The sequence below is a fragment of the Pseudoprimorskyibacter insulae genome (genome assembly GCF_900302505.1).
GTDB lineage: Bacteria > Pseudomonadota > Alphaproteobacteria > Rhodobacterales > Rhodobacteraceae > Pseudoprimorskyibacter > Pseudoprimorskyibacter insulae.
Map to the genome: position 1 here is coordinate 51,351 of NZ_OMOJ01000001.1, position 26,663 is coordinate 78,013.

Here is a 26,663-nt window from a genome sequence, read left to right on the forward strand (position 1 = left end):
GATCTGGCAAAAGGGTCTGGCGTTTCGCCCGTAACTCAGGCCTGCAATATCGAAAACGGGCGGCTTAGGGAGACTGAAATGAAAGTCATCACTTCTATTCTTGCAACGACCGCACTGACCGTTGCAGCTGGGTCGGCCTTCGCAGCCGGTCACGGCATGGCCGACAGCCTGACCATCGTCAGCTGGGGCGGTGCCTACCAGAACAGCCAGCTGAAAGCCTATGTTGAGCCCTACATGGCCGCCAACCCCGGCGTGACCGTGAACTGGGACGAATCCTCGGCAGAGGCTGTGGCCAAACTGCGCGCCATGAACGAAGCTGGCAACATCACCTGGGATCTGGTCGACGTCGAAGCCGCTGACGGCATTCGTCTGTGCGACGAAGGTCTGGCGATGGAAATCGACCACGACGAACAGCTTGCCGCTGGCAACGACGGTTCGTCTGCGTCGGACGACTTTGGCGACTCGATCGTGTCGGATTGCTTCATTCCGCAGATCGTGTTCTCGACCACCTTCGGCTATCGCTCGGACATGGTTGGCGACAACGCACCGACCGACATCTGCGCAATCTTTGACACCGACGCCTATCCGGGCAAGCGCGCGCTGAACAAGCGTCCGATCGGTAACGTCGAATGGGCGCTGCTGTGTGACGGCGTTGCCAAGGACGATATCTATGACGTTCTGGCCACCGAAGAAGGTCAGGACCGCGCTCTGGCCAAGCTGGGCACCATCAAGGATCAGGTGATCTGGTGGAACGCTGGCGCTGACACGCCGCAGCTTCTGGCGGATGGCGAAGTCGTCATCGGTTCGACCTACAACGGTCGTCTGTTCTCGGCCATTGCTGAACAGAACCAGCCGATTGGCATGCTGTGGGACGCACAGATGCTGGACTTTGACGGCTGGATCGTTCCCGAAGGTCTGCCCGAAGATCGTCTGGCACGCGTGATGGACTTCCTGAAGTTCGCCACCGACACCCAGCGTCTGGCCGATCAGGCCGCTTACATCTCCTACGGTCCGGCACGCGCTTCGTCGGCATCGCTGGTTGGTAAGCACGCCGAACTGGGCATCGAAATGGCGCCGCACATGCCGACCGACCCGGCAAACGCCAAGAACGTCTTCGTCACCCAGTACGAATTCTGGGCTGACTACCGTGACGATCTGGATGCAAAATTCCAGGCGTGGCTGGTTCAGTAATCTGATCTGAGCGGCGGTCCAGGCCGCCGCCAAGACACTCGATCGGGCGGGATCAGTCCCGCCCGGTTCGCAATAACACAAACCGGAGCCAGCCATGCCCAAGGGATACATCATCGGACATATCACGGTGCACGACCCCGAAGACTACAAGGAATACATCGCGCGTGACACGCCGATCCTTGAGCGTCTGGGCGCCAAGTTCATTGTGCGGGGCGGGCAATCTGAAACTGTTGAGGGCGACACGCAAGATCGCCATGTCGTCATCGAATTTGAAAGCTACGAAGCGGCCAAGCGCGCCTATCACGATCCCGAATATCAGATCGTCGCCGAGATCCGCCGCCGCAGCGCGACCAGCACCATCCTGTTGGTCGAGGGGGTATAAATGAGCGAAGCCACCGGGCCTGTCTTGGCCGCAGACGGAACGCCACTCAAGCGCAGCCTAAGCCGAGCTTTGCGGATGCAAAAGCTCAGGGCGTTGGCGCTGGTCGCGCCGCTGCTGCTGTTCGTTCTGGTCACGTTTATCGCGCCGATTGCGGATATGCTGTTCCGCTCGGTCGAGAACGAGATCGTCGAAAATACGCTTCCGCGCACCGCTGCCGTTCTGGCGGACTGGGATGCCGACCACACCGATTTGCCCGGTGATGATGCCTTTGAGGCCGCTTATTATGACGTCTTCATCGCAGCCGAACGCAAGCTGCACACCCGCCTTGGGACGCGTCTGAATTACGAACTGACCGGTGTGTCATCGCTGTTCCGCAAAACTGGGCGTGCGCTTGATGACATCGGCGAGGTGTATCAGGATCAGTTCAAAGCGTTGGACAAGGACTGGGACAAGGGCACCCCTTGGGCCGAGTTGATGGGCACGCAGGCGTGGATTGACGGGGCTCAGGGTTGGAAAAAGGCCGATGGCCCGCTGGACCGGCTTGTTGTGCGTGATGACATCGCCGCGCTTTTGCCTGCCACCGCCGCCGCCTATCAGGAATTCGCCGATTTCTCGATCCTCGAGGACGATAAAAGCCCCCTGAAAGAAGAGCCTTGGACCTTGGTCCATAGCGCGCTTTACACCGATTTGGCCGCGCTAGACGTGTCAGGCTACGGCGGCCCGCGTGCCGAGATGCTCAAAGCCGCCGATGCTCTGGTCGCCACGCCGGAGTTTGAGACGATCAACACGCGCGAGGCGCTGATCGACATCGAAGACGGTTGGGCCGATCACGAGGTCTGGCAGACGATCAAGACCTATAGCCCGAAATATACCAGCGGCTATTTCCTGAACGCCGTCGACATGCAGAAATCGCCCGAAGGCCCGATCATGCGGGACGAGGATGAGCGCATCTATGGCCTGCTGTTCAAGCGCACGATCTTTATGTCACTGGCGATCACCATAAGCTGCGTGTTGCTGGCCTATCCGGTGGCGTGGATTCTGGCGAACCTGCCCATGCGCAAGGCGAACCTACTGATGATCCTTGTTCTGCTGCCGTTCTGGACCTCGCTTCTGGTGCGGACCTCGGCGTGGAAGGTGATGTTGCAGCAGCAGGGGGTCATCAATGACGTCTTGGTCTGGCTTGGACTGGTGTCTGATACGGAACGTCTGGTGATGATCAACAACCAGTTCGGCACGATTGTGGCGATGACGCATATCCTGCTGCCGTTCATGATTTTGCCGATGTATTCGGTGATGCAGACCATCCCGCCCACCTATCTGCGGGCGGCCAAAAGCCTTGGGGCCAACAACTGGACCGCCTTCTGGCGCGTGTATTTCCCGCAATCGGTGCCGGGCATCGGCGCAGGCTCGATCCTCGTATTCATTCTGGCGATTGGCTACTACATCACTCCGGAAATCGTCGGCGGCACCACGGGTACGTTCATTTCGAACCGGATCGCGTATCACATTTCGTCCTCGCTCAACTGGGGCTTGGCGGCGGCACTGGGCACCTTGTTGCTGGCGGTCGTTCTGATCCTCTACTGGGCCTATGACAAGATTGTCGGCATCGACAACGTGAAGCTGGGGTAATCGACATGAGCGAGATGACACTGACACCCGCCCGCAAGATGCCCCTGAGCTTTACCCTGCCTGTTGTCGGGGCCAGTGGCGGCTTTTTCGGCCTGTTCGTCGGCACCGCCAATGGGTCCGGCCTGATGGGCGTTGTGATTGGCTTTCTTATGCTGGCGGCGATTGCCTATGTGGTCGTCAACGTGGCGGGCAAGACTAAAGAAAAACCCGCGCGTTGGGCCCTTGTGGCGCTGTTCATCGGGCTTGGCGTGCTGCTGGGCGGTGCGCCGGGCGTCGTGATGGGCCTGCTGTTCGGCTGGTTTGCAGGCTGGTTCGCCTATTTCATCGGATTCGGCCGGTATCGGCAGGATCTGGCACCTTACCTGACGTCTGGGCAGGTGTTGTGGGAGTATGCTTTCCGCATTCTGTGCGGCGCGATTTTCGTTTTCCTGATCACACCAATCATCGTGGTCATGCCGCTGTCCTTCAACGCGCAAGATTTCTTTACCTTCACCCCGGAAATGCTGCGCTTTGATCCCGAAGGCTACAGCCTGAAGCATTACCGTGATTTCCTGACCTCCAGCGAATGGCAGGGGGCGCTGCGCAACTCGCTTATGATCGCGCCCGCCGCGACGATCCTGTCGGTTGGGTTTGGCACTTTGGCCGCCATCGGCCTAAGCCAGCCGCATGTTCCGTTCCGCCGTGCGATTATGGCGATCCTGATTTCGCCGATGATCGTACCGCTGATTATCTCGGCGGCGGGGATGTACTTCTTCTATTCGCGTATTGGCTTGCAGGGCACGTATTTCGGCGTGGTTCTGGCCCATGCCGCATTGGGGATTCCGTTTGTTATCATCACGGTAACCGCAACCCTGGTTGGCTTTGACCGATCATTGGTGCGGGCTGCGGCAAACATGGGCGCGGACCCTGTCACCACCTTCTTCCGCGTGCAGATGCCGTTGATCCTGCCGGGCGTCATCTCGGGCGCTCTGTTCGCCTTTATCACCAGCTTCGACGAAGTGGTCGTTGTGCTGTTCGTCGGCTCGGCCAAACAACAGACCCTGCCGTGGCAAATGTTCACCGGTCTACGTGAACAGATCAGCCCGACCATTCTGGCCGTTGCGACGATTTTGGTTGCAGTCTCGATTGCGCTTCTCGCTACGGTTGAGATGCTTCGCCGCCGGTCCGAACGTCTGCGTGGGATGAGTCCGGGGTAATTCGGGCTCAATTCTCCCCCTAAACACAACGCAATAGCCAATGGTGTTGCTTGACTTTCACGTCAGTGACAATCATGTAAACTGGCATTCGAAAATGGGGACAGTAATGGCATCCGAAGCGAAAGCTCAAAATGGTTTTGTCGAAACTATCAAGACCATCGTTTACGCACTGCTGATCGCGGGTGTTTTCAGAACCCTGTTTTTTCAGCCTTTTTGGATTCCGTCGGGTTCCATGAAAGACACGCTCCTGATCGGAGATTTCCTTTTCGTTAATAAGATGGCTTACGGATATAGCTATTCGTCCTGCCCCTCCATTCGGGTGCCGGGAATCGAAATTGACGCAAAGGACATCTGCGGATTTCTGGACGGCGATAACAAGCGTTTCTTGGGCAGCGAACCCAAGCGCGGCGATGTGGCCGTTTTCCGTCACCCGGTGACGGGCCGAGACTTCATCAAGCGGGTGGTTGGCCTGCCGGGTGAAAAGATTCAGGTGCGCGACGGTGTGCTGTTCATCAATGGTGAACCGGTTGAGCTGAAAGACATGCCCGATTTCGTCGAAACGGCCGAAGCACAGGGCCCGCAGGGTCTGCGTCCGCGTTGTGCCAACGGTCCGGTCGGCGAAGGTGCGGATTGCATCAAGACCCGCCAAACCGAAACTCTGCCGAATGGGGTCGAACATTCGATCCTGAACATCGGCACGCAAGGGTCGGACAACACTCCGGTCTACACCGTGCCGGAAGGCCATTACTTCATGATGGGCGACAACCGCGACAACTCCTCGGATAGCCGTATCCCAAGTACCGCAGGCGGCGTTGGCTATGTGCCCTTCGAAAACCTTGTTGGGCGTGCGGATCGTATCATGTTCTCATCTGGTGGCAGTTCGATGCTGTTCTTCTGGACGTGGCGTAGCGACCGTTTCTTCAAGGGGATCCAGTGAAGCTATCGGCGGATCTGATTGAGTTTCAAACACGGCTGGGACATGCGTTTTCCCAGCCTGAACTTTTGCTGCGTGCTGTCACGCATTCGTCCATGTCCTCGCCCGTGCGCCAAGACAACCAGCGGCTGGAATTTCTGGGCGACCGGGTTCTGGGGCTGGTGATGGCGCAGGCCATTCTTGAGGCCGATGCCTCCGCCAGCGAAGGCCTGCTTGCCCCACGATTCAATGCCTTGGTCCGCAAGGAAACCTGCGCCGACGTGGCCCGCGAAATCGCCTTGGGCGACGTAATGAAGCTGGGCCGGTCCGAAATGATGTCGGGCGGTCGCCGCAAACAGGCCCTGCTGGGCGACGCGATGGAGGCGGTGATTGCCGCTGTCTATCTGGATGGTGGCTTCGAAGCCGCCCAAGCGGTGATCCTTCGCCTTTGGGGTAAGCGTATTCACACGGTTGACGCCGATGCGCGGGACGCCAAGACCGCGCTTCAGGAATGGGCGCAGGCCCGCCGGATGCCACCGCCGAAATACGTGGAACTGTCCCGCACTGGCCCGGACCACGCTCCGATCTTCACCATCGAAGCCCAGCTTCAGAGCGGTGAAAGCGCCAAGGCGACAGCCGGGTCAAAGCGGCAGGCCGAACAGGCCGCAGCCGAGGCCTTGCTGGCCAAGATGACCTGAGCGGACAAGCGCCTGTATGACGGCCAACCTGCGCGGCAGCCTGTTTATGATCCTCGCCATGGGCTTGTTCGCGGTCGAGGATATGCTGTTCAAATTCGCGACCCTGACCGCCCCTGTCGGCCCGAGTGTCATCGTCTTCGCCTTGATCGGTTTGGTCTGCTTCGGGGCAATGTGCGCCTTTCGCGGCCAAGCGATCCTCCCTGCCGCTGCATTCGACCGGACCATGCTGATCCGCACGGTCTGCGAAGTGACAGCGCGGGCGTTTTTTGCCCTGTCCTTGCTCTTGGCGCCGCTGACCACGACGACAGCCATTTTGCAGGCCACGCCGCTGGTTGTGGTTTTGGCCGCCGCTGTTCTGCTGAAAACGCCGGTCAGTCGTCGTCAGTGGGTTGGGCTCATCTTGGGATTTGGCGGGGTTCTGCTGATCCTGCGGCCCGCGCCATCGCTGTTCGACGCCACGGCCATTCTGGCCATTGTCGCCACGCTTGGCTTTGCGGGCCGGGATCTGGCAACGCGGCTAAGCTCTGCCAGCCTGTCGGGGCAGCAACTTGGTGTTCTGGGGTTCGGGGCGCTGCTGATTGGCGGCGTAATGCTGACGGCGTTGAACCCAGCCGAGGCAGCGGTGCCGCAAGGCCCGGCACTGGTCTATTTGCTGGGCACGGGCCTGTTCGGCGTCTTGGCCTATTCCAGCCTGACGATGGCCATGCGCACCGGCGACATCCCAAAGGTCACGCCTTTCCGCTATACGCGCCTGCTGTTCGCAACCGCGCTCGCCATGGCGATCTTTGGCGAACGGCCCGATCTGACCACGCTGATTGGTGGCGCGATTGTCGTTGCCAGTGGCCTTTATGCGCTGGTGCCGCCATCCCGCCGCGTGTGAGCTTTGCTTGCAGTTTCCCCCCGCATCGGGATATGGCTGCGTATCGCCCAAACCGCAGGATAGCCCCATGACCCAACGCGCCGGATTCGTCGCCCTGATCGGAGAGCCCAACGCGGGCAAATCCACCCTGACCAATGCTATGGTGGGGGCCAAAGTCTCGATCGTGACCCACAAGGTGCAAACCACCCGTGCCCGCATTCGGGGCGTCGCGCTGGAAGGGGACACACAGATCGTATTCGTCGACACGCCCGGCCTGTTCAAGCCGCGCCGCCGGCTGGATCGCGCGATGGTGGCGGCTGCTTGGGGCGGGGCGGCTGATGCGGATATCGTGGTGCTTCTGGTCGAGGCGCACCGGGGCATTACGGCAGGCGTGGATACGATCCTCGAAGGGCTGCAAGACATCGGCAAGGGCCGCAAGGTTGCGCTGGCGATCAACAAGATCGACCGGGTTGAGGCGGCATCGTTGCTAAAGCTTAGCCAGACGCTCAATGAAAAATACCCCTTTGTCCGCAGCTTCATGATCTCGGCCGAAAAGGGCCACGGCATCAAAGACCTGCGCAAATGGCTGGCGGCAGAATTGCCCGAAGGCCCGTGGCTTTACCCCGAGGACCAGATTGCCGATCTGCCCATGCGCATGATCGCGGCGGAAATGACGCGCGAAAAGCTGACACTGCGGCTGCATCAGGAACTGCCCTATCAGTTGACGGTGGAAACCGAGAACTGGGAAGAACGCGCCGATGGTAGCGCCCGGATCGATCAGGTCGTCTATGTCAGTCGCGATGGGCACAAAGGCATCTTGCTGGGCCATAAGGGCGAGACGATCAAAGCCGTGTCCAAAGCCGCGCGGGAAGAGCTGGAAGAATTCCTTGGCCGCCGCATTCACCTGTTCTTGCAGGTGAAAGTGCGCGAGCGCTGGCTGGAGGAGGCCGAGCGTTACAGCGAAATGGGCCTCAATTTCAAGGACGGCAATGCCTGAAGCCCGCCTGTCGACTGACATTTGGGTCCATGCCTATCGCCGTCGGCTTGATCTGCTGGGCATTCCGGCGATGATCGTGGCGCGTGGTGACAAGACCGCCGGGGCGGTGCTGGTCAAACTGAACACGCTGGATGGGCAGGCGCGCGCTTTCACCCGCCAGTATGACCTGATGACCGGCGCACGGCGCTGGGATGTGCTGGCCGATGGGGCCGAGGCCGATGTCGACGCCTCAATCCGCAATCAGCGCAGCTTTGACCCGGACCTGTGGGTGATTGAGGTGGAAGACCGCCTTGGCCGTCATTTGCTGGACCAAGAAGGCCTGTCCTGAACCGGCCTTTACAATCACCGGTTCCCGCCGCCACATAGGCCCATGGATTGGCGCGATACCGGCATACTTCTGAGCACCCGAAAGCATGGCGAAACCTCGGCCATCATCGAGGTGTTTACGCCCGATCACGGGCGGCACGCGGGCGTTGTGCGTGGCGGGACCAGCCGCAAACTTGCCCCCAGCCTGCAACCGGGTGCGCAACTGGATGTCAGCTGGCGCGCCCGGCTTGAGGACCACATCGGCGCGTTTACAGTCGAGCCGCAGCGCAGTCGCGCCGCCCACGCTATGGGCGACCGATTGTCACTGGCCGGGCTGAACGCGGTCGTGGGCCTGCTGGCCTTTGCCCTACCGGAACGCGAACCGCATCCTGATCTGTACACCCGGACCGAAGCCTTGCTGGATCTTTTGGGTCAGTCCGACATCTGGCCGCTGGGCTATCTACGTTGGGAACTGGCGTTGCTGGAAGACATGGGTTTTGGCCTTGATCTGAGCTGTTGCGCGGTCACCGGGGCAACCGAAGGGCTTGAATTTGTGTCACCGCGCAGTGGACGGGCGGTGTCGGCGGCGGGGGCCGGTGCATGGAAAGAACGGCTGTTGCCGCTGCCGCCCTGCATGTTGGGCCAAGGCGACGCGCCCGATAATGAGATCTTGCAGGCCCTGCGCACCACCGGGCATTTCCTGGAACACCACCTTGCCCCGCAGCTGCGCGGCAGGCCCATTCCGGCGGCACGGGGCCAGTTCCTGGATCGCTTGGCCCGCCGCGCCTAAGCGCCCCCTTTCCCCGCCTTGAAATCCCGGCTAGACCTTGGCCATGATCTGGACTGTTCCGAATATTCTGACTGTTTTGCGCCTCTTGGCCGCGCCGGGCATTGCTGCGGCGTTCTTGCTGTTGATGCGTCCCTATGCCGATTGGGTCGCGTTGATCCTGTTCCTGTTGGCATCGGTCACCGATTGGTTCGATGGCTATCTGGCCCGCGCGTGGAACCAAACCACCAAGCTGGGCACCATGCTGGACCCGATTGCCGATAAGGCGATGGTGGTCATTGCGCTGGCCGTGCTTATTGGGCTTTCGTCGCTCTCGCCTTGGCTGTTGTTTCCGGCCACGTTGATCCTGTTCCGCGAAGTCTTTGTATCTGGCTTGCGCGAATTTCTGGGCGACACGGCAGGGACGTTGAAAGTGACCAAGTTGGCCAAGTGGAAAACCACCGTGCAGATGGTGGCGATTACTGTGCTTTTGGCCCACGGGCTGGTCGAGCATTACTTTGGCATGGCGGTCTTTGGGATGGACAACGCGATGGTTGACGCCATCCTTAGCGGGGCCGAGCAGGACGAACTGGGCCTGCGGTCGCTGCGCGATGGCGTATCTTGGACGGCGCATGGCGGCGTGGCCCTGCTATGGCTGGCTGCCCTGCTGACGCTGATTACCGGGTTCGACTATTTCCGCAAGGCAATGCCGTACTTGAAAGGATGACTATGGACGTTCTGTATTTCGCATGGGTCCGGGAACGCATTGGCCTTCCCAAGGAACGGATTGAAACGACCGCGGCAACCGTGGCCGAGTTGGTGGAAGAACTGAAAGCCCGCGAAGAACGCTATGAGGCCGCCTTTGCCGATCTGTCGGCGCTGCGCGTTGCCGTGGATCAGGAGCTGACCGATTTTGACGCCCCGCTGGCGGGCGTGCGCGAAGTGGCGTTCTTTCCGCCGATGACCGGGGGCTAACCCATGCGGATCAGCATTCAGGAAGCGCCCTTCGATCTGGGGCAAGAGGCCGATCAATTCGCCGCAGGCCGTGTCGATATGGGCGCGATTGTCACCTTTACCGGCGTTGTGCGGAATTCGGCCAAGGGCGATCTTGCTGCGATGGAGATCGAGCATTACCCCGGCATGACCGAAAAGGCGATTGAGGCCATCGCGCAGCAGGCCAAGGACCGTTGGTCGCTGGGCGATGTGATGGTGATCCACCGCTATGGCCGCTTGGTGCCGGGCGACAAGATCATGATGGTTGCCACCGCGTCCCCGCACCGGGTCGATGCGTTTGAAGCGGCCGAATTCCTGATGGATTACCTGAAATCCCGCGCGCCCTTCTGGAAAAAGGAATTCGCAGCCGATGGCGCGGATTGGGTTGCGGCCAAGGACGAAGACGAAGACGCCCTGAGCCGTTGGTGATTAGGCCAGATGATCGACGATCATCAGGTGTTGGGCCTGAACGTCGATCTGGGCCATCCAGTTCTTGATCAGGCGCGGATCTGACGGCGCGGCGCTGACCCCGGGCGCAATCGCGCGGGACAGCACGGCCTCAACCGCCAGCGACACCGGCACGGACACCAGACGCGCCATGGCGCTGCCACGGGAATCGCCCCAAGCGTCCAGCACATAGGTCTGGTGCCAAACCGTCTTGCCGTCCCGCACAGCCTGCAAGGCGACGCAAAGCACCACGCGGTCGGGTTCTTCGTCGTCATAGGCATATTTCGCCCAAAGCTGTTCCGAGATGTCTTTCATCCGGGCGTCGCCCTCGGGTCCGGACAGATCCTGCACCTCGGCAAAGATATCAGACCACGCATCGGCCCAGCCGTTCAGGCGCATCGTCCCCCGCACAAAATCGCGCACTTTCCATGTCGGATCAAAGTTGTAATCCTCCATGAAGGGCAGGCTGTCGCGGTTTGGATAGACCTCAAAGGTTTCCGGCACCGGCAGGGGGGCGGCGTAGTGGGTAATCGCCTCCCACGGGCGCTGAATGGTCAGTTCGCTAAACGCACGGAAGGATTTGGACGGCGATTTTAGCGCCCGGAGCACGCCCAAGGGCGACCAGCTGAATTTGTACCGGAAGGCATTCGTGTTCTTTGGCACCCCGCCGCAATAGGACGTAAAGCTGAGGGTGTTGCCCGCGTCATAGGCATCGGACTTGCGATAGGCGGCCACAAGATGGTGCGCCATCAGGTGGTCAATGCCCGGATCAAGCCCAACCTCGTTTACAAAGCACAGCCCCTTGAGCTGTGCCTTGACGTGCAGCGATTTCATTTGCGGCGAGATATAGGAGGAGCTGACGAAATGCGCGCCTTTTGACAGGGCCAGTTCCGCCAGTTGCACATGCCAATCCACCGGCAGCATCGACACGATTACATCGCCTTCGTTCACCGCATTGGCCAAGGCTTCGGCGGTGAAGGCATGCACCTTGTTCGTGATGTCGCCAACCGCCTTTTGGGCTTTCTCAGGCGACCGGTTCCAGACCGATACGTCATAACCTTCTTGGATCAAGCGCCGCAAACCCGGCAGGGCCGACAGGCCAGTGCCGCACCAGTGAATCGTCATGAGCGCACCTTTGCGATATGAGTTTCGAAATCCGCCAGCGCGCGCGCCCAGACCCCTTGGTCCAAGTCCTGTAGCGCCAGCAAGGATGGCAGCAATTGCGCTGCGTAGTCTTCTGAGGATTCCACCGGCAGCAGCGATGGCAGGTTGTCGATGGCGGTCACATCCAGAACCGGGTCACCGTGCACGCGCAGGGCAGGGGCATCCCATTCGGTCGTGCGGTCATAGACCTTGATCGGGGAAAAATCGCTGGTCGGATCGCAGGCGATATCCCCGATCACCGACAGCGCCCGTCGGGCGGTCTTGGCTTCGGCTGGCACAAAGACGGGCGTGCCGGGGCGTGCCAGAATGCAGTTGAGGAAGATCTCATGCTCCAGGATTTGCGGGAAGGGGCCGCCGCTTGCGGTTTCGGCCATGTCCCATTTGGTCACCGGCATCCCCATGCGACCGCATAGATCCGCCGCGCCTGTGCCCACACGCCCAAGCGCCCCGATGACGATGGCGCGCGGCGCGGTGGCCCCGGTCGCGGCAAGCCGGTCTGCCAGATCGGCGGTCAGGGCATCGGCGCTGGTGTAGGTCGAAACCGGCGGGCAGATCTGGCCCGATTGCTGGGCGATCCAGCACATCAGCGATACCGCCGCCCCGGCAAACCCGGCCCAATAGCCAAAGGCCGCCACGCGCCGCCCGGTTTCATCGACCAGATACTCCAGATCGTAAAGCGTGCCGCCACCTGCCGCGAAGCGCTCAAGCAGGATCTGCCCAGCAGGTTGCCCTTTGTAGGCATGGCCAAACATGATGTGGCGATGGCGCAGCGGTGTGCCATCTTCAGGCAGTTCCTTCAGGCCAAAGATGATGGCGTCGGCAGGGGCACCGGGCCAGCTGTTCTCGGGCGCGATTTCGGCCCCGGCGTCGCGATAGCCGTCAATCGGGATGGCGCGGGGGGTGCTGTGTTCAACAGTGACGCGAACGCCTTGTGTGATTAGCGCGGCCACGCCATCCGGCGTGATGCCCACACGGTCCTCGTTGGGGCGCTGTTCGGCGCGAACCCAAAGATGTGTCATTGGTCAATTCCTTACACGGTCGCAGAACGCTAACGCAGACCGAGGAAGGCTTAAAGGTGCGTTTGCGCGAATTGCCGTTCGGTTGTTTCCAAGTGCGGGGTCGCGTTGAACTGCACCAGCGCCATGCCGGTGGGCATCGGCTGCATCCGGTGAACCGAGGTGTTCTGGATCGACAGGCAAGCGTGGCAAAAGTTCTTCAGGTCCAAGGACATGGTCACCCGAAGCGCCATGCCGATCACACCGCCCGAGGTCACGACCAAGGCACGGCCCTTGCCCGCGCCGATTTCGCGTACCACATCGTTGACCCGCTTTTCGAAATGCTGGAACGATTCCGGCACACCATCGATCGCGCCTTCCTGCCAAGCGCGGAACATCTTGGGCAGGTGCGCGGCGAATTCTTCGCGACCGTTGGGTAGGGGTTCGCCATGCTGCGCCTCAAAGAGGGTGGCCATGGTGAAATACTGAAGCTCGTTCAGGCGTTCATCCTGAATCACCGCTTCGGGGGAATTGGCGTTGATCCCTTCAGTGGTTTCCACGTGGCGGCGCAGGGTGCCGGTATAGACCCGCGCAAACACTTCGTTCATCTGGCCAAAATGTTCCCCCAGCCAACGCGATTGCTTCCAGCCAAGATCACTTAGCTTGTCATAGCCTTCTTCATCGCGGGCAGAATTGTTGGCCTGACCGTGGCGAACGAATGTAACGTGGGACATCGGGGCAGCTCCTTTGAGAGTTTGTTAGTGCTGCAAATCCGGCGGGAAAACCCTTTGCGGTACGTCACGGGACACATCGGAAAAAAGTGTTGCGAAAATGGATGATTGAATGATCCAACTCCCGGCCTGCCCCGTATTTGATGTATGAGCACCTATGCGAACGCCACTTTCAGGAAACCTGCGAAAGATCAGGTTGTCATTTTTGCCGCGCCGGGCGACGTTGAACGGCGGGGACGAAAAGGGCGTGTCGTTAATATGAGCTCAGACCAAGGTCAGACGAACTGGCCGCTACAGATGGAAAAGATCCGCGACGCTCGGGATGAGGCCGCCTTCGCGGCGGTATTCGCCCATTTCGCGCCGCGCGTGAAGGCGTTCTTGATGCGGTCTGGCACCGATGCCGCCATGGCCGAAGAATGCATGCAGGACGTGATGGCCACCGTTTGGCACAAGGCGCACCTGTTCGACCCGTCCCGCGCGACGCTGTCCACCTGGATCTTCACCATCGCCCGGAACCGCAAGACCGACATGCTCCGCCGTGATCGACGACCCGAGCCTGAGGATCTGACCTGGGGGCCAGAGGCAGAAGCGCCGCAAGAGGACGTGATCGCCCTGCAACAAGAGACAACCAAGCTGGGCCAAGCCTTGGCCATGCTTCCCGCAAAACAAAGAGACCTGATCGAAAAGGCCTATTTCGGCGATCTGTCCCACAGCGAAATTGCCGCTGAAACGGGGCTGCCGCTTGGCACGATCAAGTCACGCATCCGTATGGCGCTGGACCGCTTGCGCCATGCGATGGGGTAGACGATGACAGATATCAAGCACCACCTGACCGATAGCCTTTTGATGGCCTATTCCGCCGGAACCCTGCCCGAGGCGTTCAACCTGGCAGTCGCGGCACATGTGTCCTTATGCGCCGACTGCCGCGCGACGCTGGAAGGGTTCGACGCCGTGGGCGGTGCGCTTCTGGACGAAGCGCGGGAACCTTTGGCCGATGATAGCCTTGCCAAGACCATGGCTCTGATCGGCCAAGGAGCGCCTGCTGTACGGCAGATCCGGGTCGATCCGGTGCTGCCGGGGCCTGTGGCCGATTACGTCGGCGGCGGGATCGAAGCTGTGCGCTGGCGTCCTGCAGGGATTGGCGTGCGTCAGGCAATCCTGCCGACGTCATCATCGGCCACTGCGCGTCTTTTGCACATCAAGGCCGGTGTGGCGGTGCCCGATCATGGCCATCGCGGCACGGAATTGACCTTGGTCTTGCAAGGCGCGTTCTCGGATGAGGACGGCCATTTCAAGCGCGGCGATATCGAGGTCGCGACCGAAGCGGTCGAACACACGCCCATCGCCGACACGGGGGATGACTGCATTTGCCTTGCCGTCACGGATGCGCCGTTGCGGTTCAAAAGCCTGATACCACGTTTGGCGCAGCCGCTGTTTCGGATCTAGGTCACCGTATAGGGGGTGGCGAACCAGTGTTCCTCTAGGTTCACGCCCCCGCCGATCCGATCGACAACCACATATTGCCCGGCGGCCCCGATGGGGCACAGAACGCCGTGCCATGTGCCGCGATGCAGGTTGATCGACTGGCCCGGCTGGGTCACGAAGGCCAGCGGCGTGCCGGGCCTGCCACCCTCATCTGGGCAGACGCAGACCAGAAAGGGCACACCTGATACCGGGATAAACGCTTGTGAGCCCAGCGGGTGCCGTTCGACCATTTCCAGCAGATAGGGCAAGGCGCGGGCCTGCGCGTCAAACAGGGAAATCCCCGCGCGACCATCGGCAAAGTCCAGCTTGGCAAGGTCGGTGTGGCGGCCGCAAAGCCCTTGGTTGATCATCACCGTTGGTGGGCCGCTCACCTCGATCACATCACCGAATGGGGCAAACGCAGCAGCCGTCAGGGGCTGTGACTGGATCATGGCAGAATGTCCTTCAGGCGGAATTCGGCAATACGCTCCACCTGTTTGCAGGCCTCGTTCGCCTCGGTCTCGGTGTCATTGCCGATGCGGCGGTCAAAGGCGGCAAGGATGCTGGCCTTGGTGTGATCGCGCACGGCAATGATGAAGGGGAACCCGTGTTTGGCGGTATATTCGGCATTCAGGCGGGTGAAGCTTTCGCGTTCCTCATCCGTCAACGCATCAAGACCCGCGCTGGCCTGTTCATTTGTGCTCTCGGCGGTCAGGCGTTTGGCCTGCGCCAGCTTGCCCGCCAGATCGGGGTGCGCCCGCAACACGCCGATCCGCGCGTCATGCGAGGCGCTGCGGAACACACGGCACAGCGCGTTGTGCAGGCCCACGGCGCTGTCATGCGCTGGCCCAAGCTCTAGCCCATAGGCACCTTCCGCGATCCATGGCGAATGCTCAAAGATACCGCCGAACTTGGCAACGAACGCCTCGCGGCTCATCTGGCTGGGGCGGTCCCAGCGGGTGTGCGGATGTTCGCGCGCCCAATGCTCGGCGATATCCAAACGGCGCGGTGTCCAGACGCCGGGGAACTGCTGGATATAGTCGATAAACCGTTGCAGCCCCGCCGCCTTGCCGGGGCGGCCAATCAGGCGGCAATGCAAGCCAACGCTCATCATCTTGGGCGCGCCTGACTCGCCCTCGGCATACAGCGTGTCGAAGGCATCCTTGAGGTACTGAAAGAACTGCTCGCCCGTGATGTAGCCCGGCGCGGTGGCAAAGCGCATGTCGTTGGCATCCAGCGTGTAGGGGATGATCAGTTGATCCCGCTCGCCCACCTCCAGCCAATAGGGCAGGTCATCGTCATAGGTGTCCGACACATAGGCGAACCCGCCTTCCTCGGCCACCAGCCGCACGGTGTTTTCACTGCACCGGCCTGTGTACCAGCCCAAGGGGCGTTCGCCGACAACCTCGGTGTGCAGGCGGATCGCCTCAGCAATGGCTGCGCGTTCCTCGGTCTCGGGCATGTCTTTGTGTTCGACCCACTTTAACCCGTGGCTGGCAATCTCCCACCCGGCGGATTTCATCGCGGCCACCTGCGCGGGGCTGCGGGCAAGGGCCGCGGCGACGCCATAGATCGTGACGGGAATGCCCGCCTTGGTGAACATCGCATGCAGCCGCCAGAACCCGGCCCGAGCCCCGTATTCGTAGATCGATTCCATGTTCCAATGACGTTTGCCCGGCCATTGCGCGGCGCCCGCGATGTCAGACAAAAACGCCTCAGACGCGGCATCGCCATGCAGGATGCAGTTCTCGCCGCCCTCTTCGTAGTTCAACACGAATTGCACGGCGACTTTGGCCCCACCCGGCCACTTGGGATCGGGGGGCGTGCCTTCATAGCCGCGCATGTCTCGGGGGTAGCGTGTCATATCTGGGCGCTCCGTTCAGTCTTTGTGCCGATCAAAGCCGCTTTTGCGGCGGGGGGAAAGCGGGGAATTGACATTCGCGCCCCAACCCGCCCCAATCAGGCCAACCACGATCAATCGGAGCGCAACCATGGCCGGATACCTGACAACCCACGTTCTGGACACGGCGCGCGGCTGCCCGGCGGAAGGCATTCGCATCACGCTGTACGCCCTAGATGGCGAACGCCGCCAGATCGCCGAGACGGTGACAAATGCCGATGGCCGTACCGATGGCCCGATCTTGCCTGCGGATGTGTTTAAAACGGGCCAATATGAGCTGGTGTTCCACTGCGGCGACTATCTGCGCGCCAATGGCTTGGCCGGCGCAGACCCGCTGTTCCTTGACGAGGTGCCGATCCGTTTTGGCATGGCCGAGGATGATCATTACCACGTGCCGCTGCTGCTATCGCCCTATGGCTATTCGACCTATCGCGGCAGCTGACCTGCCCGCCAATCGGGCAGAACGCTGCGGCAGCCTTTGAATTTGGCAATCGCGGGCTTTTCGCAGCCCCGCGAACCTGCCACTGATGGAGGGAAAGAAGAAGGGATCACCCCATGCAGGACATCGCCATCATCTGGGACTGGGTCGGCTTTGCCGTCCGCTGGCTGCACGTTATTACCGCGATCGCGTGGATCGGATCGTCGTTTTACTTCATCGCGCTGGATCTGGGTCTGAACCGCACCATCCCCGGCCCCGCCGATGGCGAGGAATGGCAGGTGCATGGCGGGGGCTTTTATCACATCCAGAAATACCTTGTGGCGCCTGAGGCGATGCCTGACCACCTGACGTGGTTCAAATGGGAAAGCTATTCCACATGGCTGTCCGGCGCGGCCTTGCTGATGGTGGTCTATTGGGCGGGGGCTGAGCTTTACCTTGTCGATCCCGGTATCTCGGTCTGGCTTGGGATCGTGATCTCGGCCGCCTCGCTGACCGTGGGGTGGATCGTCTATGATTTCCTGTGCAAATCCCCGCTTGGCGAAAAGCCAACCGTTTTGATGGTGCTGCTGTTCGTGCTGCTGGTGGCCATGGCCTACGGCTATAACCAAGTGTTCACGGGCCGCGCCTCGATGCTGCATCTGGGGGCGTTCACGGCGACGATCATGTCGGCCAACGTGTTCTTTATCATCATCCCAAATCAGAAAATCGTGGTGGCCGATCTGAAGGCGGGCCGCAAACCTGATCCCAAATACGGCAAGATTGCCAAGCTCCGCTCGACCCATAACAACTACCTGACGTTGCCCGTCGTCTTTTTGATGCTGTCGAACCATTACCCGTTGGCCTTTGCCACGGAATACAATTGGCTGATTGCCGCGCTGGTGTTCCTGATGGGCGTGACGATCCGGCATTTCTTCAACACCATGCACGCCAAGAAGGGCACGCCGTGGTGGACATGGGCGGCGACTGCGATCCTGTTCATTGCGATTATGGCGCTGTCCACTGCCCCCCTGATACAAGACACCTACGAGGAAAGCGAAGCGCGCCCCCTGACGCGGGCCGAGCAGGTCTATGCCAGTGCCGACGGCTGGGAGGATGTGCAGAACATCGTCATCGGCCGCTGTTCTATGTGCCATGCCCGCGAACCTGTGTGGGACGGCATCCACCGCGCGCCCAAGGCCATCCTGCTGGAAACCCCTGCCGATATCGCCCACGCGGCGCGGTTGGTCTATGTGCAGGCGGGCGTGACCCACGCCATGCCCCCCGCCAATATCACCGAGATGGAACCGGACGAGCGCACTCAGATCATCCGCTGGTTCCGCGCCGCGCAGGGCTAGCCCCTTGGCAGCGCCGCCAATCCGCGCTTTGATACGGCAAACAGAACGGACCACCGCATGACCAAGCGCAGCTATTACGCCCCGACGGGCGGCCTTCCCCCGCAGACGCAGATCCTGACCGACCGCGCCATGTTCACCGAAGCCTATGCGGTGATCCCCAAGGGCACGTTCAGCGATATCGTCACCAGCTTTCTGCCGTTCTGGGATGACAGCCGGTTCTGGGTGATCGCGCGGCCTCTGTCGGGCTTTGCCGAGACGTTTTCGCAGTACATTGGCGAGGTGCAATCGGGCGGCGGCTCGGACAAGCCGGAAACCGATCAAGGGGTTGAGGCGGTGCTTTTCGTGGTCAGCGGCAGCCTGTCCGTGACCATCGACGGCACGACCTACAGCATGGACGAAGGCGGCTATGCCTATATCCCGCCCGATGTGCCTTGGACCCTGTGGAACGATAGCCTGGAGCCTGCGCGCTTCCACTGGATCCGCAAGGCCTATCAATTCGTCGATGGTCTGCCCGCGCCCGAAGCCTTTGTGACCAACGAAAAGCTGGTGCCGCCGACGCCGATGCCGGAAACCGACGGCAAATGGGCCACCACGCGCTTTGTCGATCTGGACGACATGCGCCACGACATGCATGTGACCATCGTCACCTTTCAGCCGGGGGCCGTGATCCCCTTTGCCGAAACCCATGTGATGGAACACGGGCTTTATTTGCTGGAAGGCAAGGCCGTTTATCGCCTTAACCAAGATTGGGTCGAGGTTGAGGCAGGCGATTTCATGTGGCTCCGCGCCTTCTGCCCGCAGGCCTGCTATGCGGGCGGGCCGGGTGAGTTCCGCTATTTGCTCTACAAAGACGTCAACCGCCACATGCCGCTGAGTTTCCTGCGATGAGCTTTGAAGGCCTTGAGGTTGGCTATGACATCCCCGCCAAGCCGGGCATGGCTGTGTCCGATATCGCAACCCCCGCGCTGGTGATCGACCTTGATGCGCTAGAGGCGAACCTGCGCAAGATGGGCGCGATGGCGGCAGGCATGGGTGTGGCCCTGCGCCCCCATGGCAAGATGCACAAATCCGCCGATGTGGCGCGGCTTCAGCACGACATCGGCGGGGCGTCTGGGATCTGCTGCCAAAAGGTGTCTGAGGCCGAAGCCTTCATCCGCGCGGGCATCACTGATGTGCTGGTCACAAACCAAGTGCGCGGCGCCAAAGTGGACCGCTTGGCACGCTTGCCGCTGCTGGGGGCCAAGGTTGGCGTTTGCGTTGATGATTTGGCCTCGGTCGCGGAACTGGCCGAAGCGGCCGCGCGCCACGGCACCGAACTGCGTGTGCTGGTCGAGATCGAATGCGGCGGCGGACGCTGCGGGGTTGTTGACCCTGCCGACGTCGTGACCATCGCCAAGGCCGTGATCGACGCGCCGGGCCTGACCTTTGACGGCATCCAAGCCTACCACGGAAGCCTGCAACATGTGCAGACCTATGCCGACCGCCTCAAAGGATTCGAGGCCCAGATTGCCACAGTGCAGGCCGCTATCAAGGCACTGACAGAGGCGGGCATCGCCTGCCCAACCGTCACAGGCGCAGGCAGCGGTAGCTTCGAATTCGAAGGCCGCTCGGGCATCTACACCGAACTACAATGCGGATCTTACGCCTTCATGGATGTCGATTATGGCCGCATCGAAGCCGAGGGCGGCGGGCGGCTGGATGGCGACTGGCGCAATGCCCTGTTCGTCGCCGCAACGATCATCAGCAAAACCCGGCCCGGACTGGCGGTTGGGGATGCCGGCCTCAAAGCCATGACGACAGAAAGTGGGCTTCCCACCGTGTTTGGCCGCAGCGATGTGCACGCCGCTGGCGTCTCGGATGAGCACAGCAATCTGAGCGACCCAACCGATAGCCTAAAGATCGGCGACCGTCTGCGCCTCATCCCCGGCCACTGCGATCCGACCTGCAACCTTCACGACTGGTACGTCGCGATCCGCGGCGACACGGTCGAAGCGCTCTGGCCCGTCACGGCGCGCGGTAAATCCTTCTGACGCATTGAGCGCCTTGCGGCGCGCAGGGTATCCTTTTCGCGGCCTCCGGCCTTGAAAAGCAGATAGGGGGCGCTGCCCCCGACAGCCAATAGGCTGTCTCCCCCGGCGGTATTTATCAAAGAGAAGAATGAAGGGCGCGGTCTCCTGCTTCTTCTCTTTGATAAATACGCCTGAGACCGGTTTGCCCCAAGTCAGGCCTGAGAAAAGGGCCCTACGTTTCCGCAGGGCCCTTTTACGGTTAATGCTTTTTCTTTTTCGGCGGCATCAAGTCGGTGATGGTGCCTTCGAACATTTCTGCCGCAAAGTTCACCGTTTCCGACAGGGTCGGGTGCGGGTGGATCGTGCGGCCGAGGTCAACCGCGTCTGCGCCCATCTCAATCGCCAAAGCGCATTCCGAGATCAGATCACCCGCGTTGGTGCCGACGATGCATGCGCCGATGATCCGGTCATCGCTGGGATCGAACAGAAGCTTGGTCATGCCTTCGCTGCGCCCGTTCGAGAGCGATTTGCCCGAAGCTGCCCATGGGAAGACGCCCTTTTCATAGGCGATGCCCTTGGCTTTGGCTTCGGTCTCGGTCAGGCCGCACCATGCCACCTCGGGGTCGGTATAGGCGACCGAGGGGATCAGCTTGGCGTCGAAGAAGCGTTTGTGACCAGCGGCGACTTCGGCGGCGACTTTGCCTTCGTGCACGGCTTTGTGCGCCAGCATCGGCTGGCCAACCACGTCGCCGATAGCGAAGATATGGGGCACGCCGGTGCGCTGCTGCTTGTCGACGGCGATGAAGCCGCGATCATCCACAGCCACGCCAGCGTTTGCCGCGTCGATCAGCTTGCCATTGGGCTTGCGGCCCACGGCAACCAGCACCTTGTCAAACGTGTCCGAGAAGCTTTCGCCCTTGTCGTCTTCGAAGGTCACCTTCAGCCCATCATCCAGCGCCTCAACAGCGGTGACTTTGGTCTTGAGGAAGATGTTTTCGTAGCGGCCTTTGATGCGGGTCATCAGCGGTTTGACGACGTCTTTGTCGGCGCCGGGGATGATCTGGTCCATCAGCTCAACCACGGTGATCTTGGAGCCGAGCGCGTCATAGACGCAGGCCATTTCCAAGCCGATGATGCCGCCGCCCAGAACCAGCATGCGGCCGGGCACGTCTTTCAGCTCCAGCGCGCCGGTCGAGTCGATCACGCGCGGGTCGTCATGCGGGATGAACGGCAGGGCCACGGGCTCAGACCCGGCGGCGATGATGCACTGGTCAAAGCTGACGGTGGTTTTGCCCTCGTCGCCGGTGACCTCGATCATGTTCGGGCCGGTGAACTTACCGAAGCCGCGCACGACCTGCACTTTGCGGCCTTTCGACAGGCCATCAAGGCCGCCGGTCAGCTGGCTGACAACGCCGTCTTTGAAGGCGCGCAACTCGTCCAGATTGATTTCGGGTTTGCCGAAGCTGATCCCGTGCGAGGCCATTTCCTCGGCTTCAGTGATAACCTTAGCCACGTGCAGCAGCGCCTTCGAGGGGATACAACCCACGTTGAGGCAGACACCGCCCAGCGTCGGGTTCTTCTCGATCAGGACAACCTTTTTGCCAAGGTCAGCGGCGCGGAAGGCCGCCGTGTAACCGCCGGGGCCAGAGCCCAGAACCACGACCTCCGCATGCACATCGCCGGGGCCGCTGGCGGTTCCGGTGGCCGCAACGGTCGCAGGTGCAGCCGAGGCTGCCTCTGCGGCGGGCTTGGCGGGTTCGATGCCCGCCGAGGCCGCGCCCTCCAGCACGACAATTGCCGTACCTTCCGAGACCTTATCGCCTTCTTTCACCAGGATTTGCGCGACCTTGCCCGCTGCGGGCGAGGGCACTTCCATCGTGGCTTTGTCGGATTCAATCTCGATCAGCGGGTCTTCGGCGGCGACCGTGTCGCCGACCGAAACCAGAACCGTCACAACCGGGACGTCGTTGAAATCGCCAATATCGGGGACTTTGATTTCCATGGTCATCGTCTCCTTACCACATCAGCTTGCGCATATCGCCCATCAGGGTCTTGAGCGTCACGCAGAAGCGTGCGGCCAAGGCTCCGTCGATGGCGCGGTGGTCATAGGACAGCGACAGCGGCTGCATCAGGCGCGGCACGAACTGTTCGCCATCCCACACCGGGGCCATCTTCGAGCGGGTGAGGCCCAGAATGGCCACCTCCGGCGCGTTGACGATCGGCGTGAACGAGGTGCCACCGATGCCGCCCAGCGACGAGATGGTGAAGGTTGCGCCCGACATGTCTGCCGATTTCAGCTCGCCCTTGCGGGCTTTGGCCGACAATTCGCCCAGTTCCTTGGAAATCTCGACCAGACCTTTGCGGTCTGCGTCTTTGATCACCGGAACCACAAGGCCGTTCGGCGTGTCAGCGGCAAAGCCGATGTTGTAGAAGGATTTCTTGATCAGCTTGTCGCCATCCGGGTGGATCGACGAGTTCACTTCCCAATGTTCCTTCAGCGCCGAGACCGAGGCTTTGATCACAAAGCTCAGGAGTGTGACGCGATAGCCGTTTTCTTTGGCCATCGTGTCCATTTCCTTGCGGTACTTGTCCAGATCCGTGATGTCGGCTTCGTCGTTGTGGGTGACGTGCGGCACGTTCAGCCACGAGCGGTGCAGAGCCGGGCCCGAGATCTTCTTGATGCGCGGCATGTCCACGTCTTCGACGGGGCCGAACTTCGAGAAATCCACGACCGGGATCGGCGGGATGCCCATACCGCCTTGAGCGGCAGCGGCAGCCACGGGGCTGGTGGTGGTTTTGAACGAAGCGGTCACGTCTTCGCGCAGGATACGGCCCTTGCGGCCCGTGCCGTTCACCTTGTTCAGGTCAACATCCAGCGAACGGGCAAAGGCCCGAACCGACGGCGAGGCGTGCACCTTCGAGAAGCCTGCATCCGTCACCGGAGCCGCGGCCGCCGGGGCTGCGGCGGGTGTGGGTGCTGCGGCAGGGGCCGGTGCGGCCGCCGGGGCCGCCTTGGGGGCCTCCGCCGCGGGTGCGCCAGCGCTTTCGACGATCAGCACAACCGAACCTTCGGAAACCTTGTCGCCTTCTTTGACAAGGATTTCCTTCACCACGCCAGCCGCCGAGGACGGCACTTCCATGGTGGCCTTGTCGGACTCCAGCTCTACGATCGGGTCTTCTACGGCAATGGTGTCACCCACGGCGACCAGAATGGTCACAACCGGCACCTCATTGAAATCGCCGATGTCGGGAACTTTCACTTCAACGGTCATTGTCTATCCTCCTAAGTCCCGGCTTACACGAGGCGCGGGTTCGGCTTGTCGCCGTCAATTTCGTACTTGGCGAGTGCGGCCTTCAGGTCTTTCTCGGACACCACGCCTTCGCGATACAGGTCCACCATGGCGGCGGCTGCGATGTGGTTTGCGTCGACTTCGAAGAAGCGGCGCAGGTTCACGCGGCTGTCCGAACGGCCAAAGCCATCGGTGCCCAGAACGGTAATGCGCTGCTTGACCGCGCCGCGCACTTGTTCGGCGTAGTTCTTCATATAGTCGGTGGCGACCACGATCGGGCCTTTCGCACCTTCGAGGCACTGGGTGATGTAAGGCACCTTCGGCTCGTCGAACGGGTTCAGGCGGTTGTGACGCTCGGCATCTTGATAGTCGCGCGCCAGCTCGTTGAACGAGGTGGCCGACCAGATGTCCGACGTGACACCGAAGTCTTCCTTCAGCATCTCGGCCGCTTTCAGCGCCTGCACCAGAATTGTGCCCGAGCCCATCAGGTTGACGTGCTTCTTCGCCGGTTTCGCCGTTTTGCGCATGCGATACAGGCCCTTGATGATGCCTTCTTCGCTGCCCATCGGCATTTCGGGGTGGCTGTAGTTTTCGTTCATCAGGGTCAGATAGAAGAACACGTCTTCCTGATCCTGATACATCCGCTTCATGCCGTGCTGTACGATCACCGCGACCTCATAGCTGAAGGTCGGATCATAGGTCACACAGTTCGGGATGGTGCCCGCGAAGATGTGGCTGTGGCCGTCTTCGTGCTGAAGGCCTTCGCCGTTCAGCGTGGTGCGCCCTGCGGTGCCGCCGAGCATAAAGCCACGGGCACGGCTGTCGCCTGCGGCCCAAGCCAAGTCGCCGATCCGCTGGAAGCCGAACATCGAGTAGTAGATGAAGAACGGGATCATCGGCTCGCCATGGGTCGAATACGACGTGGCGGCGGCGATCCAGTCGGCCATTGCGCCGGCTTCGTTGATGCCTTCCTGCAGAACCTGACCATCGACGCTCTCTTTGTAGAACATCATCTGGTCACGGTCTTCGGGGGTATAGTTCTGACCCAGCGGGTTGTAGATCCCGACGGACCGGAACAGCCCTTCCATACCGAAGGTGCGGCTTTCATCCGGGACAATCGGAACCACGCGCTTGCCGATCTGCTTGTCACGCAGCAGCGTGGTCAGGATGCGGACAAACGCCATCGTGGTCGAGATTTCGCGGTCGCCGGTGCTTTCCAGCTGGCCCTTGAACCTTTCAAGCGCGGGGATTTCCAGCGACGGTGCGCCAGTGAAACGCTGCGGGAACGATCCGCCCAGATCTTTGCGGCGGTCAGCCAGATAAGCCTTTTGCGCGTTGTTCAGCGAAACGAAGGGCAGATCCTTTTCCAGTTCCTCGTCGGTGACGGGGATCTTGAACCGGTCGCGCATCGCTTTCAGCTGGTCCAGCTGCATTTTCTTCTGCTGGTGGGTGGTGTTCTGGCCTTCGCCAGCGGTGCCCATGCCGTAGCCTTTGACGGTTTTCACCAACAGGCAGGTCGGTTGATCCTTGGCTTTGGTGGCCCGCAGGAAGGCGTTGTAGACCTTTTTCGGCTCATGGCCGCCACGGCGCAGCGCCCAGATCTGATCGTCGGTCCAGTCTTTCACCAGCTCAGCGGTTTCCGGGTATTTGCCGAAGAAATGCTTGCGGATATAAGCGCCGTCTTTCGACTTGAAGGTCTGGTAATCGCCGTCGATGGTTTCTTCCATCAGTTGGCGCAGCTTGCCGGTCGAGTCGTTTTCTAGCAGGTCATCCCAGCCTTTGCCCCAAAGCAGCTTGATCACGTCCCAGCCAGCGCCGCGGAAGTGGCCTTCGAGTTCCTGCACGATTTTCGAGTTGCCGCGCACCGGGCCGTCAAGGCGCTGCAAGTTGCAGTTCACCACGAAGATCAGGTTGTCCAGCTTTTCACGGGCGGCGAGGGCAATCGCGCCCAGCGATTCCGGCTCGTCCATTTCGCCGTCGCCAAGGAAGCACCAGACCTTGCGGTCGGCGGCATCGATCAGGCCACGGTTGTGCATGTATTTCATAAAGCGGGCTTGGTAGATCGCCATCAGCGGGCCAAGGCCCATCGAGACGGTCGGGAACTGCCAGTAATCTGGCATCAGCCACGGGTGCGGGTAGGACGACAGGCCATTGCCCGACACTTCGGACCGGAAGTTCTTCAGGTCTTCTTCGCTCAGGCGGCCTTCCATGAAGGAGCGGGCGTAGATCCCCGGGATCACGTGGCCCTGAAAGAACACCAGATCGCCGCCGTGGATCGCCGATTTCGAACGCCAGAAGTGGTTCAGACCCACATCGTACAGCGCTGCCGACGAGGCGAAAGACGCGATGTGGCCACCGTATTCCGAGGATTCTTTGTTCCGCTTCACGACGGTCGCCATGGCGTTCCAACGGTTGATGGTGCGGATGCGCCATTCCATTTCGTTGTCGCCGGGCATATCGAGTTCGTCATCGGTCGAGATGGTGTTCTGATAGGGCGTGGTCGCCGAGAACGGCAATTTCGCGCCAGCGGCACGGGCCTGTTGTACGGCTTTATCCAGCAGGAAATGCGCCCGGTCCGGGCCATCGCGCAGAATGACGTCTTCGACGGCGTCCTGCCACTCCTGCGACTCGACTGGGTCGATGTCGTGGGGAATGTTCGTCATGTGTCCTCTTCCCTTGTTTTTCCGCGACCGCTTGGCCTCGGATGTTTAGTTTAGCTTTAAACCAAGTTCGGGCTCGGTTCAAAATCAGAGTTGGTTCAGATCGGCTCGATCGTCAAAATCCAGTGACCTCCCGCAATACAACGGTGGGTAGCATGGGTGCATTTCGGTTGGCAGATGGTCGGATGCATGGCTTCCATGCGCTGACTGCATGGCAATGGTTTAATATTAAACATAGTTGCGCAAGACGGGTTTCGACGTTGCAAAAAATACCCGCGCGCGATGACCCTCCTCTCTGCT

27 protein-coding genes are annotated in these 26,663 nt (G+C 60.9%); 19 read left to right on the plus strand and 8 right to left on the minus strand.

Translation table 11 applies throughout. The annotated features are described in order from the left end of the window. Positions 1-78: 78 nt before the first annotated feature. From PRI8871_RS00305 to moaE, 13 genes are all read left to right on the plus strand, one after another. Positions 79-1,191, plus strand: coding sequence for an extracellular solute-binding protein (locus tag PRI8871_RS00305; protein WP_108884194.1), 1,113 nt, complete (start codon positions 79-81; stop codon positions 1,189-1,191). Positions 1,192-1,285: 94 nt separating this feature from the next. Further along, the gene (locus PRI8871_RS00310; protein WP_108884195.1) at positions 1,286-1,573 is read left to right on the plus strand and encodes a DUF1330 domain-containing protein; all 288 of its coding nucleotides are present in this window, start codon (positions 1,286-1,288) and stop codon (positions 1,571-1,573) included. After that, positions 1,574-3,202 carry an ABC transporter permease gene (locus PRI8871_RS00315; protein ID WP_108884196.1) on the plus strand — a complete coding sequence of 543 codons (1,629 nt, stop codon included), beginning with the start codon at positions 1,574-1,576 and terminating at the stop codon, positions 3,200-3,202. A 14-nt stretch (positions 3,203-3,216) separates the two neighbouring features. Beyond that, the gene (locus tag PRI8871_RS00320) at positions 3,217-4,398 is read left to right on the plus strand and encodes an ABC transporter permease (RefSeq protein WP_245897772.1); all 1,182 of its coding nucleotides are present in this window, start codon (positions 3,217-3,219) and stop codon (positions 4,396-4,398) included. Between the two features lie 106 nt (positions 4,399-4,504). After that, entirely contained in the window at positions 4,505-5,335 is an 831-nt protein-coding gene (gene lepB, locus PRI8871_RS00325) for a signal peptidase I (protein WP_108884198.1), read from the plus strand. Next, positions 5,332-6,009, plus strand: a complete 678-nt coding sequence (rnc, locus tag PRI8871_RS00330) for a ribonuclease III (RefSeq protein WP_108884199.1) — start codon at positions 5,332-5,334, stop codon at positions 6,007-6,009. The genes lepB and rnc overlap by 4 nt, the downstream gene beginning before the upstream one ends. A gap of 16 nt (positions 6,010-6,025) precedes the next feature. Next, entirely contained in the window at positions 6,026-6,889 is an 864-nt protein-coding gene (locus tag PRI8871_RS00335) for a DMT family transporter (RefSeq protein ID WP_108884200.1), read from the plus strand. Between the two features lie 67 nt (positions 6,890-6,956). Continuing rightward, positions 6,957-7,865 (plus strand): GTPase Era, encoded by a 909-nt coding sequence (gene era, locus PRI8871_RS00340; protein WP_108884201.1) that lies wholly within the window; start codon positions 6,957-6,959, stop codon positions 7,863-7,865. Next, entirely contained in the window at positions 7,858-8,193 is a 336-nt protein-coding gene (locus tag PRI8871_RS00345) for a DUF1491 family protein (RefSeq protein ID WP_108884202.1), read from the plus strand. The genes era and PRI8871_RS00345 overlap by 8 nt, the downstream gene beginning before the upstream one ends. Before the next feature lie 42 nt (positions 8,194-8,235). Continuing rightward, positions 8,236-8,961: a DNA repair protein RecO gene (gene recO, locus PRI8871_RS00350; RefSeq protein ID WP_108884203.1), complete on the plus strand. Its 726-nt coding sequence runs from the start codon at positions 8,236-8,238 to the stop codon at positions 8,959-8,961. A 43-nt stretch (positions 8,962-9,004) separates the two neighbouring features. Beyond that, positions 9,005-9,664 carry a CDP-diacylglycerol--glycerol-3-phosphate 3-phosphatidyltransferase gene (pgsA, locus tag PRI8871_RS00355; RefSeq protein ID WP_108884204.1) on the plus strand — a complete coding sequence of 220 codons (660 nt, stop codon included), beginning with the start codon at positions 9,005-9,007 and terminating at the stop codon, positions 9,662-9,664. Positions 9,665-9,666: 2 nt separating this feature from the next. Continuing rightward, positions 9,667-9,912, plus strand: a complete 246-nt coding sequence (gene moaD / locus PRI8871_RS00360; protein ID WP_108884205.1) for a molybdopterin converting factor subunit 1 — start codon at positions 9,667-9,669, stop codon at positions 9,910-9,912. Between the two features lie 3 nt (positions 9,913-9,915). After that, a complete protein-coding gene (moaE, locus tag PRI8871_RS00365) occupies positions 9,916-10,359 on the plus strand; it encodes a molybdopterin synthase catalytic subunit MoaE (RefSeq protein WP_108884206.1) in 444 nt (147 codons plus the stop codon). On the opposite strand, the gene PRI8871_RS00370 is transcribed toward moaE, so the two are convergent. Genes PRI8871_RS00370 through PRI8871_RS00380 form a run of 3 tightly spaced genes read right to left on the minus strand, consistent with a single transcriptional unit; the run spans position 10,360 to position 13,270 of the window. After that, a complete protein-coding gene (locus PRI8871_RS00370; protein WP_108884207.1) occupies positions 10,360-11,502 on the minus strand; it encodes a saccharopine dehydrogenase C-terminal domain-containing protein in 1,143 nt (380 codons plus the stop codon). It abuts the gene before it with no gap. Next, positions 11,499-12,560: a saccharopine dehydrogenase gene (locus PRI8871_RS00375; protein WP_108884208.1), complete on the minus strand. Its 1,062-nt coding sequence runs from the start codon at positions 12,558-12,560 to the stop codon at positions 11,499-11,501. Before PRI8871_RS00375 ends, PRI8871_RS00370 begins: the two co-directional genes overlap by 4 nt. 50 nt (positions 12,561-12,610) lie before the next feature. Beyond that, positions 12,611-13,270, minus strand: a complete 660-nt coding sequence (locus PRI8871_RS00380; RefSeq protein WP_108884209.1) for a histidine phosphatase family protein — start codon at positions 13,268-13,270, stop codon at positions 12,611-12,613. A gap of 255 nt (positions 13,271-13,525) precedes the next feature. On the opposite strand from PRI8871_RS00380, the gene PRI8871_RS00385 reads away from it, so the two are divergent. Together PRI8871_RS00385 and PRI8871_RS00390 are read left to right on the plus strand one after the other, a co-directional pair. Beyond that, a complete protein-coding gene (locus PRI8871_RS00385; protein WP_108885156.1) occupies positions 13,526-14,071 on the plus strand; it encodes a sigma-70 family RNA polymerase sigma factor in 546 nt (181 codons plus the stop codon). Between the two features lie 3 nt (positions 14,072-14,074). After that, positions 14,075-14,713: a ChrR family anti-sigma-E factor gene (locus PRI8871_RS00390; RefSeq protein WP_108884210.1), complete on the plus strand. Its 639-nt coding sequence runs from the start codon at positions 14,075-14,077 to the stop codon at positions 14,711-14,713. Here PRI8871_RS00390 and PRI8871_RS00395 read toward each other — a convergent pair. Continuing rightward, complete coding sequence (locus PRI8871_RS00395; protein WP_108884211.1) at positions 14,710-15,183, minus strand: ureidoglycolate lyase; 474 nt, start codon at positions 15,181-15,183, stop codon at positions 14,710-14,712. The two genes, PRI8871_RS00390 and PRI8871_RS00395, sit on opposite strands and share 4 nt — an antisense overlap. Then, positions 15,180-16,595, minus strand: coding sequence for an allantoinase PuuE (puuE, locus tag PRI8871_RS00400; RefSeq protein WP_108884212.1), 1,416 nt, complete (start codon positions 16,593-16,595; stop codon positions 15,180-15,182). The genes PRI8871_RS00395 and puuE overlap by 4 nt, the downstream gene beginning before the upstream one ends. Positions 16,596-16,722: 127 nt before the next feature. Here puuE and uraH point away from each other — a divergent pair, with 127 nt between their 5' ends. From uraH to PRI8871_RS00420, 4 genes are all read left to right on the plus strand, one after another. Continuing rightward, entirely contained in the window at positions 16,723-17,073 is a 351-nt protein-coding gene (gene uraH, locus PRI8871_RS00405) for a hydroxyisourate hydrolase (RefSeq protein WP_108884213.1), read from the plus strand. A gap of 113 nt (positions 17,074-17,186) precedes the next feature. After that, complete coding sequence (locus PRI8871_RS00410; RefSeq protein ID WP_108884214.1) at positions 17,187-18,404, plus strand: urate hydroxylase PuuD; 1,218 nt, start codon at positions 17,187-17,189, stop codon at positions 18,402-18,404. Positions 18,405-18,461: 57 nt separating this feature from the next. Beyond that, positions 18,462-19,292, plus strand: coding sequence for a bifunctional allantoicase/(S)-ureidoglycine aminohydrolase (locus PRI8871_RS00415; RefSeq protein WP_108884215.1), 831 nt, complete (start codon positions 18,462-18,464; stop codon positions 19,290-19,292). Then, positions 19,289-20,434 carry a DSD1 family PLP-dependent enzyme gene (locus tag PRI8871_RS00420; protein ID WP_108884216.1) on the plus strand — a complete coding sequence of 382 codons (1,146 nt, stop codon included), beginning with the start codon at positions 19,289-19,291 and terminating at the stop codon, positions 20,432-20,434. The genes PRI8871_RS00415 and PRI8871_RS00420 overlap by 4 nt, the downstream gene beginning before the upstream one ends. 238 nt (positions 20,435-20,672) lie before the next feature. On the opposite strand, the gene lpdA is transcribed toward PRI8871_RS00420, so the two are convergent. From lpdA to aceE, 3 genes are read right to left on the minus strand one after another with little or no spacing between them, the layout of a single operon-like run. Continuing rightward, positions 20,673-22,415, minus strand: a complete 1,743-nt coding sequence (gene lpdA / locus PRI8871_RS00425) for a dihydrolipoyl dehydrogenase (RefSeq protein ID WP_108885157.1) — start codon at positions 22,413-22,415, stop codon at positions 20,673-20,675. A 13-nt stretch (positions 22,416-22,428) separates the two neighbouring features. Continuing rightward, positions 22,429-23,685, minus strand: coding sequence for a dihydrolipoyllysine-residue acetyltransferase (aceF, locus tag PRI8871_RS00430; RefSeq protein WP_108884217.1), 1,257 nt, complete (start codon positions 23,683-23,685; stop codon positions 22,429-22,431). 23 nt (positions 23,686-23,708) lie between these two features. Beyond that, complete coding sequence (gene aceE / locus PRI8871_RS00435) at positions 23,709-26,366, minus strand: pyruvate dehydrogenase (acetyl-transferring), homodimeric type (protein WP_108884218.1); 2,658 nt, start codon at positions 26,364-26,366, stop codon at positions 23,709-23,711. Between the last annotated feature and the right edge of the window lie 297 nt (positions 26,367-26,663).

What these genes read in the sequence shown, in the direction of transcription:
- PRI8871_RS00305 (WP_108884194.1), top strand. Translation starts at nt 79, where the DNA reads ATGAAAGTCATCACTTCTATTCTTGCAACGACCGCACTGACCGTTGCA.
- PRI8871_RS00310 (WP_108884195.1), top strand. Translation starts at nt 1,286, where the DNA reads ATGCCCAAGGGATACATCATCGGACATATCACGGTGCACGACCCCGAA.
- PRI8871_RS00315 (WP_108884196.1), top strand. Translation starts at nt 1,574, where the DNA reads ATGAGCGAAGCCACCGGGCCTGTCTTGGCCGCAGACGGAACGCCACTC.
- PRI8871_RS00320 (WP_245897772.1), top strand. Translation starts at nt 3,217, where the DNA reads ATGACACTGACACCCGCCCGCAAGATGCCCCTGAGCTTTACCCTGCCT.
- lepB (WP_108884198.1), top strand. Translation starts at nt 4,505, where the DNA reads ATGGCATCCGAAGCGAAAGCTCAAAATGGTTTTGTCGAAACTATCAAG.
- PRI8871_RS00335 (WP_108884200.1), top strand. Translation starts at nt 6,026, where the DNA reads ATGACGGCCAACCTGCGCGGCAGCCTGTTTATGATCCTCGCCATGGGC.
- era (WP_108884201.1), top strand. Translation starts at nt 6,957, where the DNA reads ATGACCCAACGCGCCGGATTCGTCGCCCTGATCGGAGAGCCCAACGCG.
- PRI8871_RS00345 (WP_108884202.1), top strand. Translation starts at nt 7,858, where the DNA reads ATGCCTGAAGCCCGCCTGTCGACTGACATTTGGGTCCATGCCTATCGC.
- recO (WP_108884203.1), top strand. Translation starts at nt 8,236, where the DNA reads ATGGATTGGCGCGATACCGGCATACTTCTGAGCACCCGAAAGCATGGC.
- pgsA (WP_108884204.1), top strand. Translation starts at nt 9,005, where the DNA reads ATGATCTGGACTGTTCCGAATATTCTGACTGTTTTGCGCCTCTTGGCC.
- moaD (WP_108884205.1), top strand. Translation starts at nt 9,667, where the DNA reads ATGGACGTTCTGTATTTCGCATGGGTCCGGGAACGCATTGGCCTTCCC.
- moaE (WP_108884206.1), top strand. Translation starts at nt 9,916, where the DNA reads ATGCGGATCAGCATTCAGGAAGCGCCCTTCGATCTGGGGCAAGAGGCC.
- PRI8871_RS00370 (WP_108884207.1), bottom strand. Translation starts at nt 11,502, where the DNA reads ATGACGATTCACTGGTGCGGCACTGGCCTGTCGGCCCTGCCGGGTTTG.
- PRI8871_RS00375 (WP_108884208.1), bottom strand. Translation starts at nt 12,560, where the DNA reads ATGACACATCTTTGGGTTCGCGCCGAACAGCGCCCCAACGAGGACCGT.
- PRI8871_RS00380 (WP_108884209.1), bottom strand. Translation starts at nt 13,270, where the DNA reads ATGTCCCACGTTACATTCGTTCGCCACGGTCAGGCCAACAATTCTGCC.
- PRI8871_RS00385 (WP_108885156.1), top strand. Translation starts at nt 13,526, where the DNA reads ATGAGCTCAGACCAAGGTCAGACGAACTGGCCGCTACAGATGGAAAAG.
- PRI8871_RS00390 (WP_108884210.1), top strand. Translation starts at nt 14,075, where the DNA reads ATGACAGATATCAAGCACCACCTGACCGATAGCCTTTTGATGGCCTAT.
- PRI8871_RS00395 (WP_108884211.1), bottom strand. Translation starts at nt 15,183, where the DNA reads ATGATCCAGTCACAGCCCCTGACGGCTGCTGCGTTTGCCCCATTCGGT.
- puuE (WP_108884212.1), bottom strand. Translation starts at nt 16,595, where the DNA reads ATGACACGCTACCCCCGAGACATGCGCGGCTATGAAGGCACGCCCCCC.
- uraH (WP_108884213.1), top strand. Translation starts at nt 16,723, where the DNA reads ATGGCCGGATACCTGACAACCCACGTTCTGGACACGGCGCGCGGCTGC.
- PRI8871_RS00410 (WP_108884214.1), top strand. Translation starts at nt 17,187, where the DNA reads ATGCAGGACATCGCCATCATCTGGGACTGGGTCGGCTTTGCCGTCCGC.
- PRI8871_RS00415 (WP_108884215.1), top strand. Translation starts at nt 18,462, where the DNA reads ATGACCAAGCGCAGCTATTACGCCCCGACGGGCGGCCTTCCCCCGCAG.
- PRI8871_RS00420 (WP_108884216.1), top strand. Translation starts at nt 19,289, where the DNA reads ATGAGCTTTGAAGGCCTTGAGGTTGGCTATGACATCCCCGCCAAGCCG.
- lpdA (WP_108885157.1), bottom strand. Translation starts at nt 22,415, where the DNA reads ATGGAAATCAAAGTCCCCGATATTGGCGATTTCAACGACGTCCCGGTT.
- aceF (WP_108884217.1), bottom strand. Translation starts at nt 23,685, where the DNA reads ATGACCGTTGAAGTGAAAGTTCCCGACATCGGCGATTTCAATGAGGTG.
- aceE (WP_108884218.1), bottom strand. Translation starts at nt 26,366, where the DNA reads ATGACGAACATTCCCCACGACATCGACCCAGTCGAGTCGCAGGAGTGG.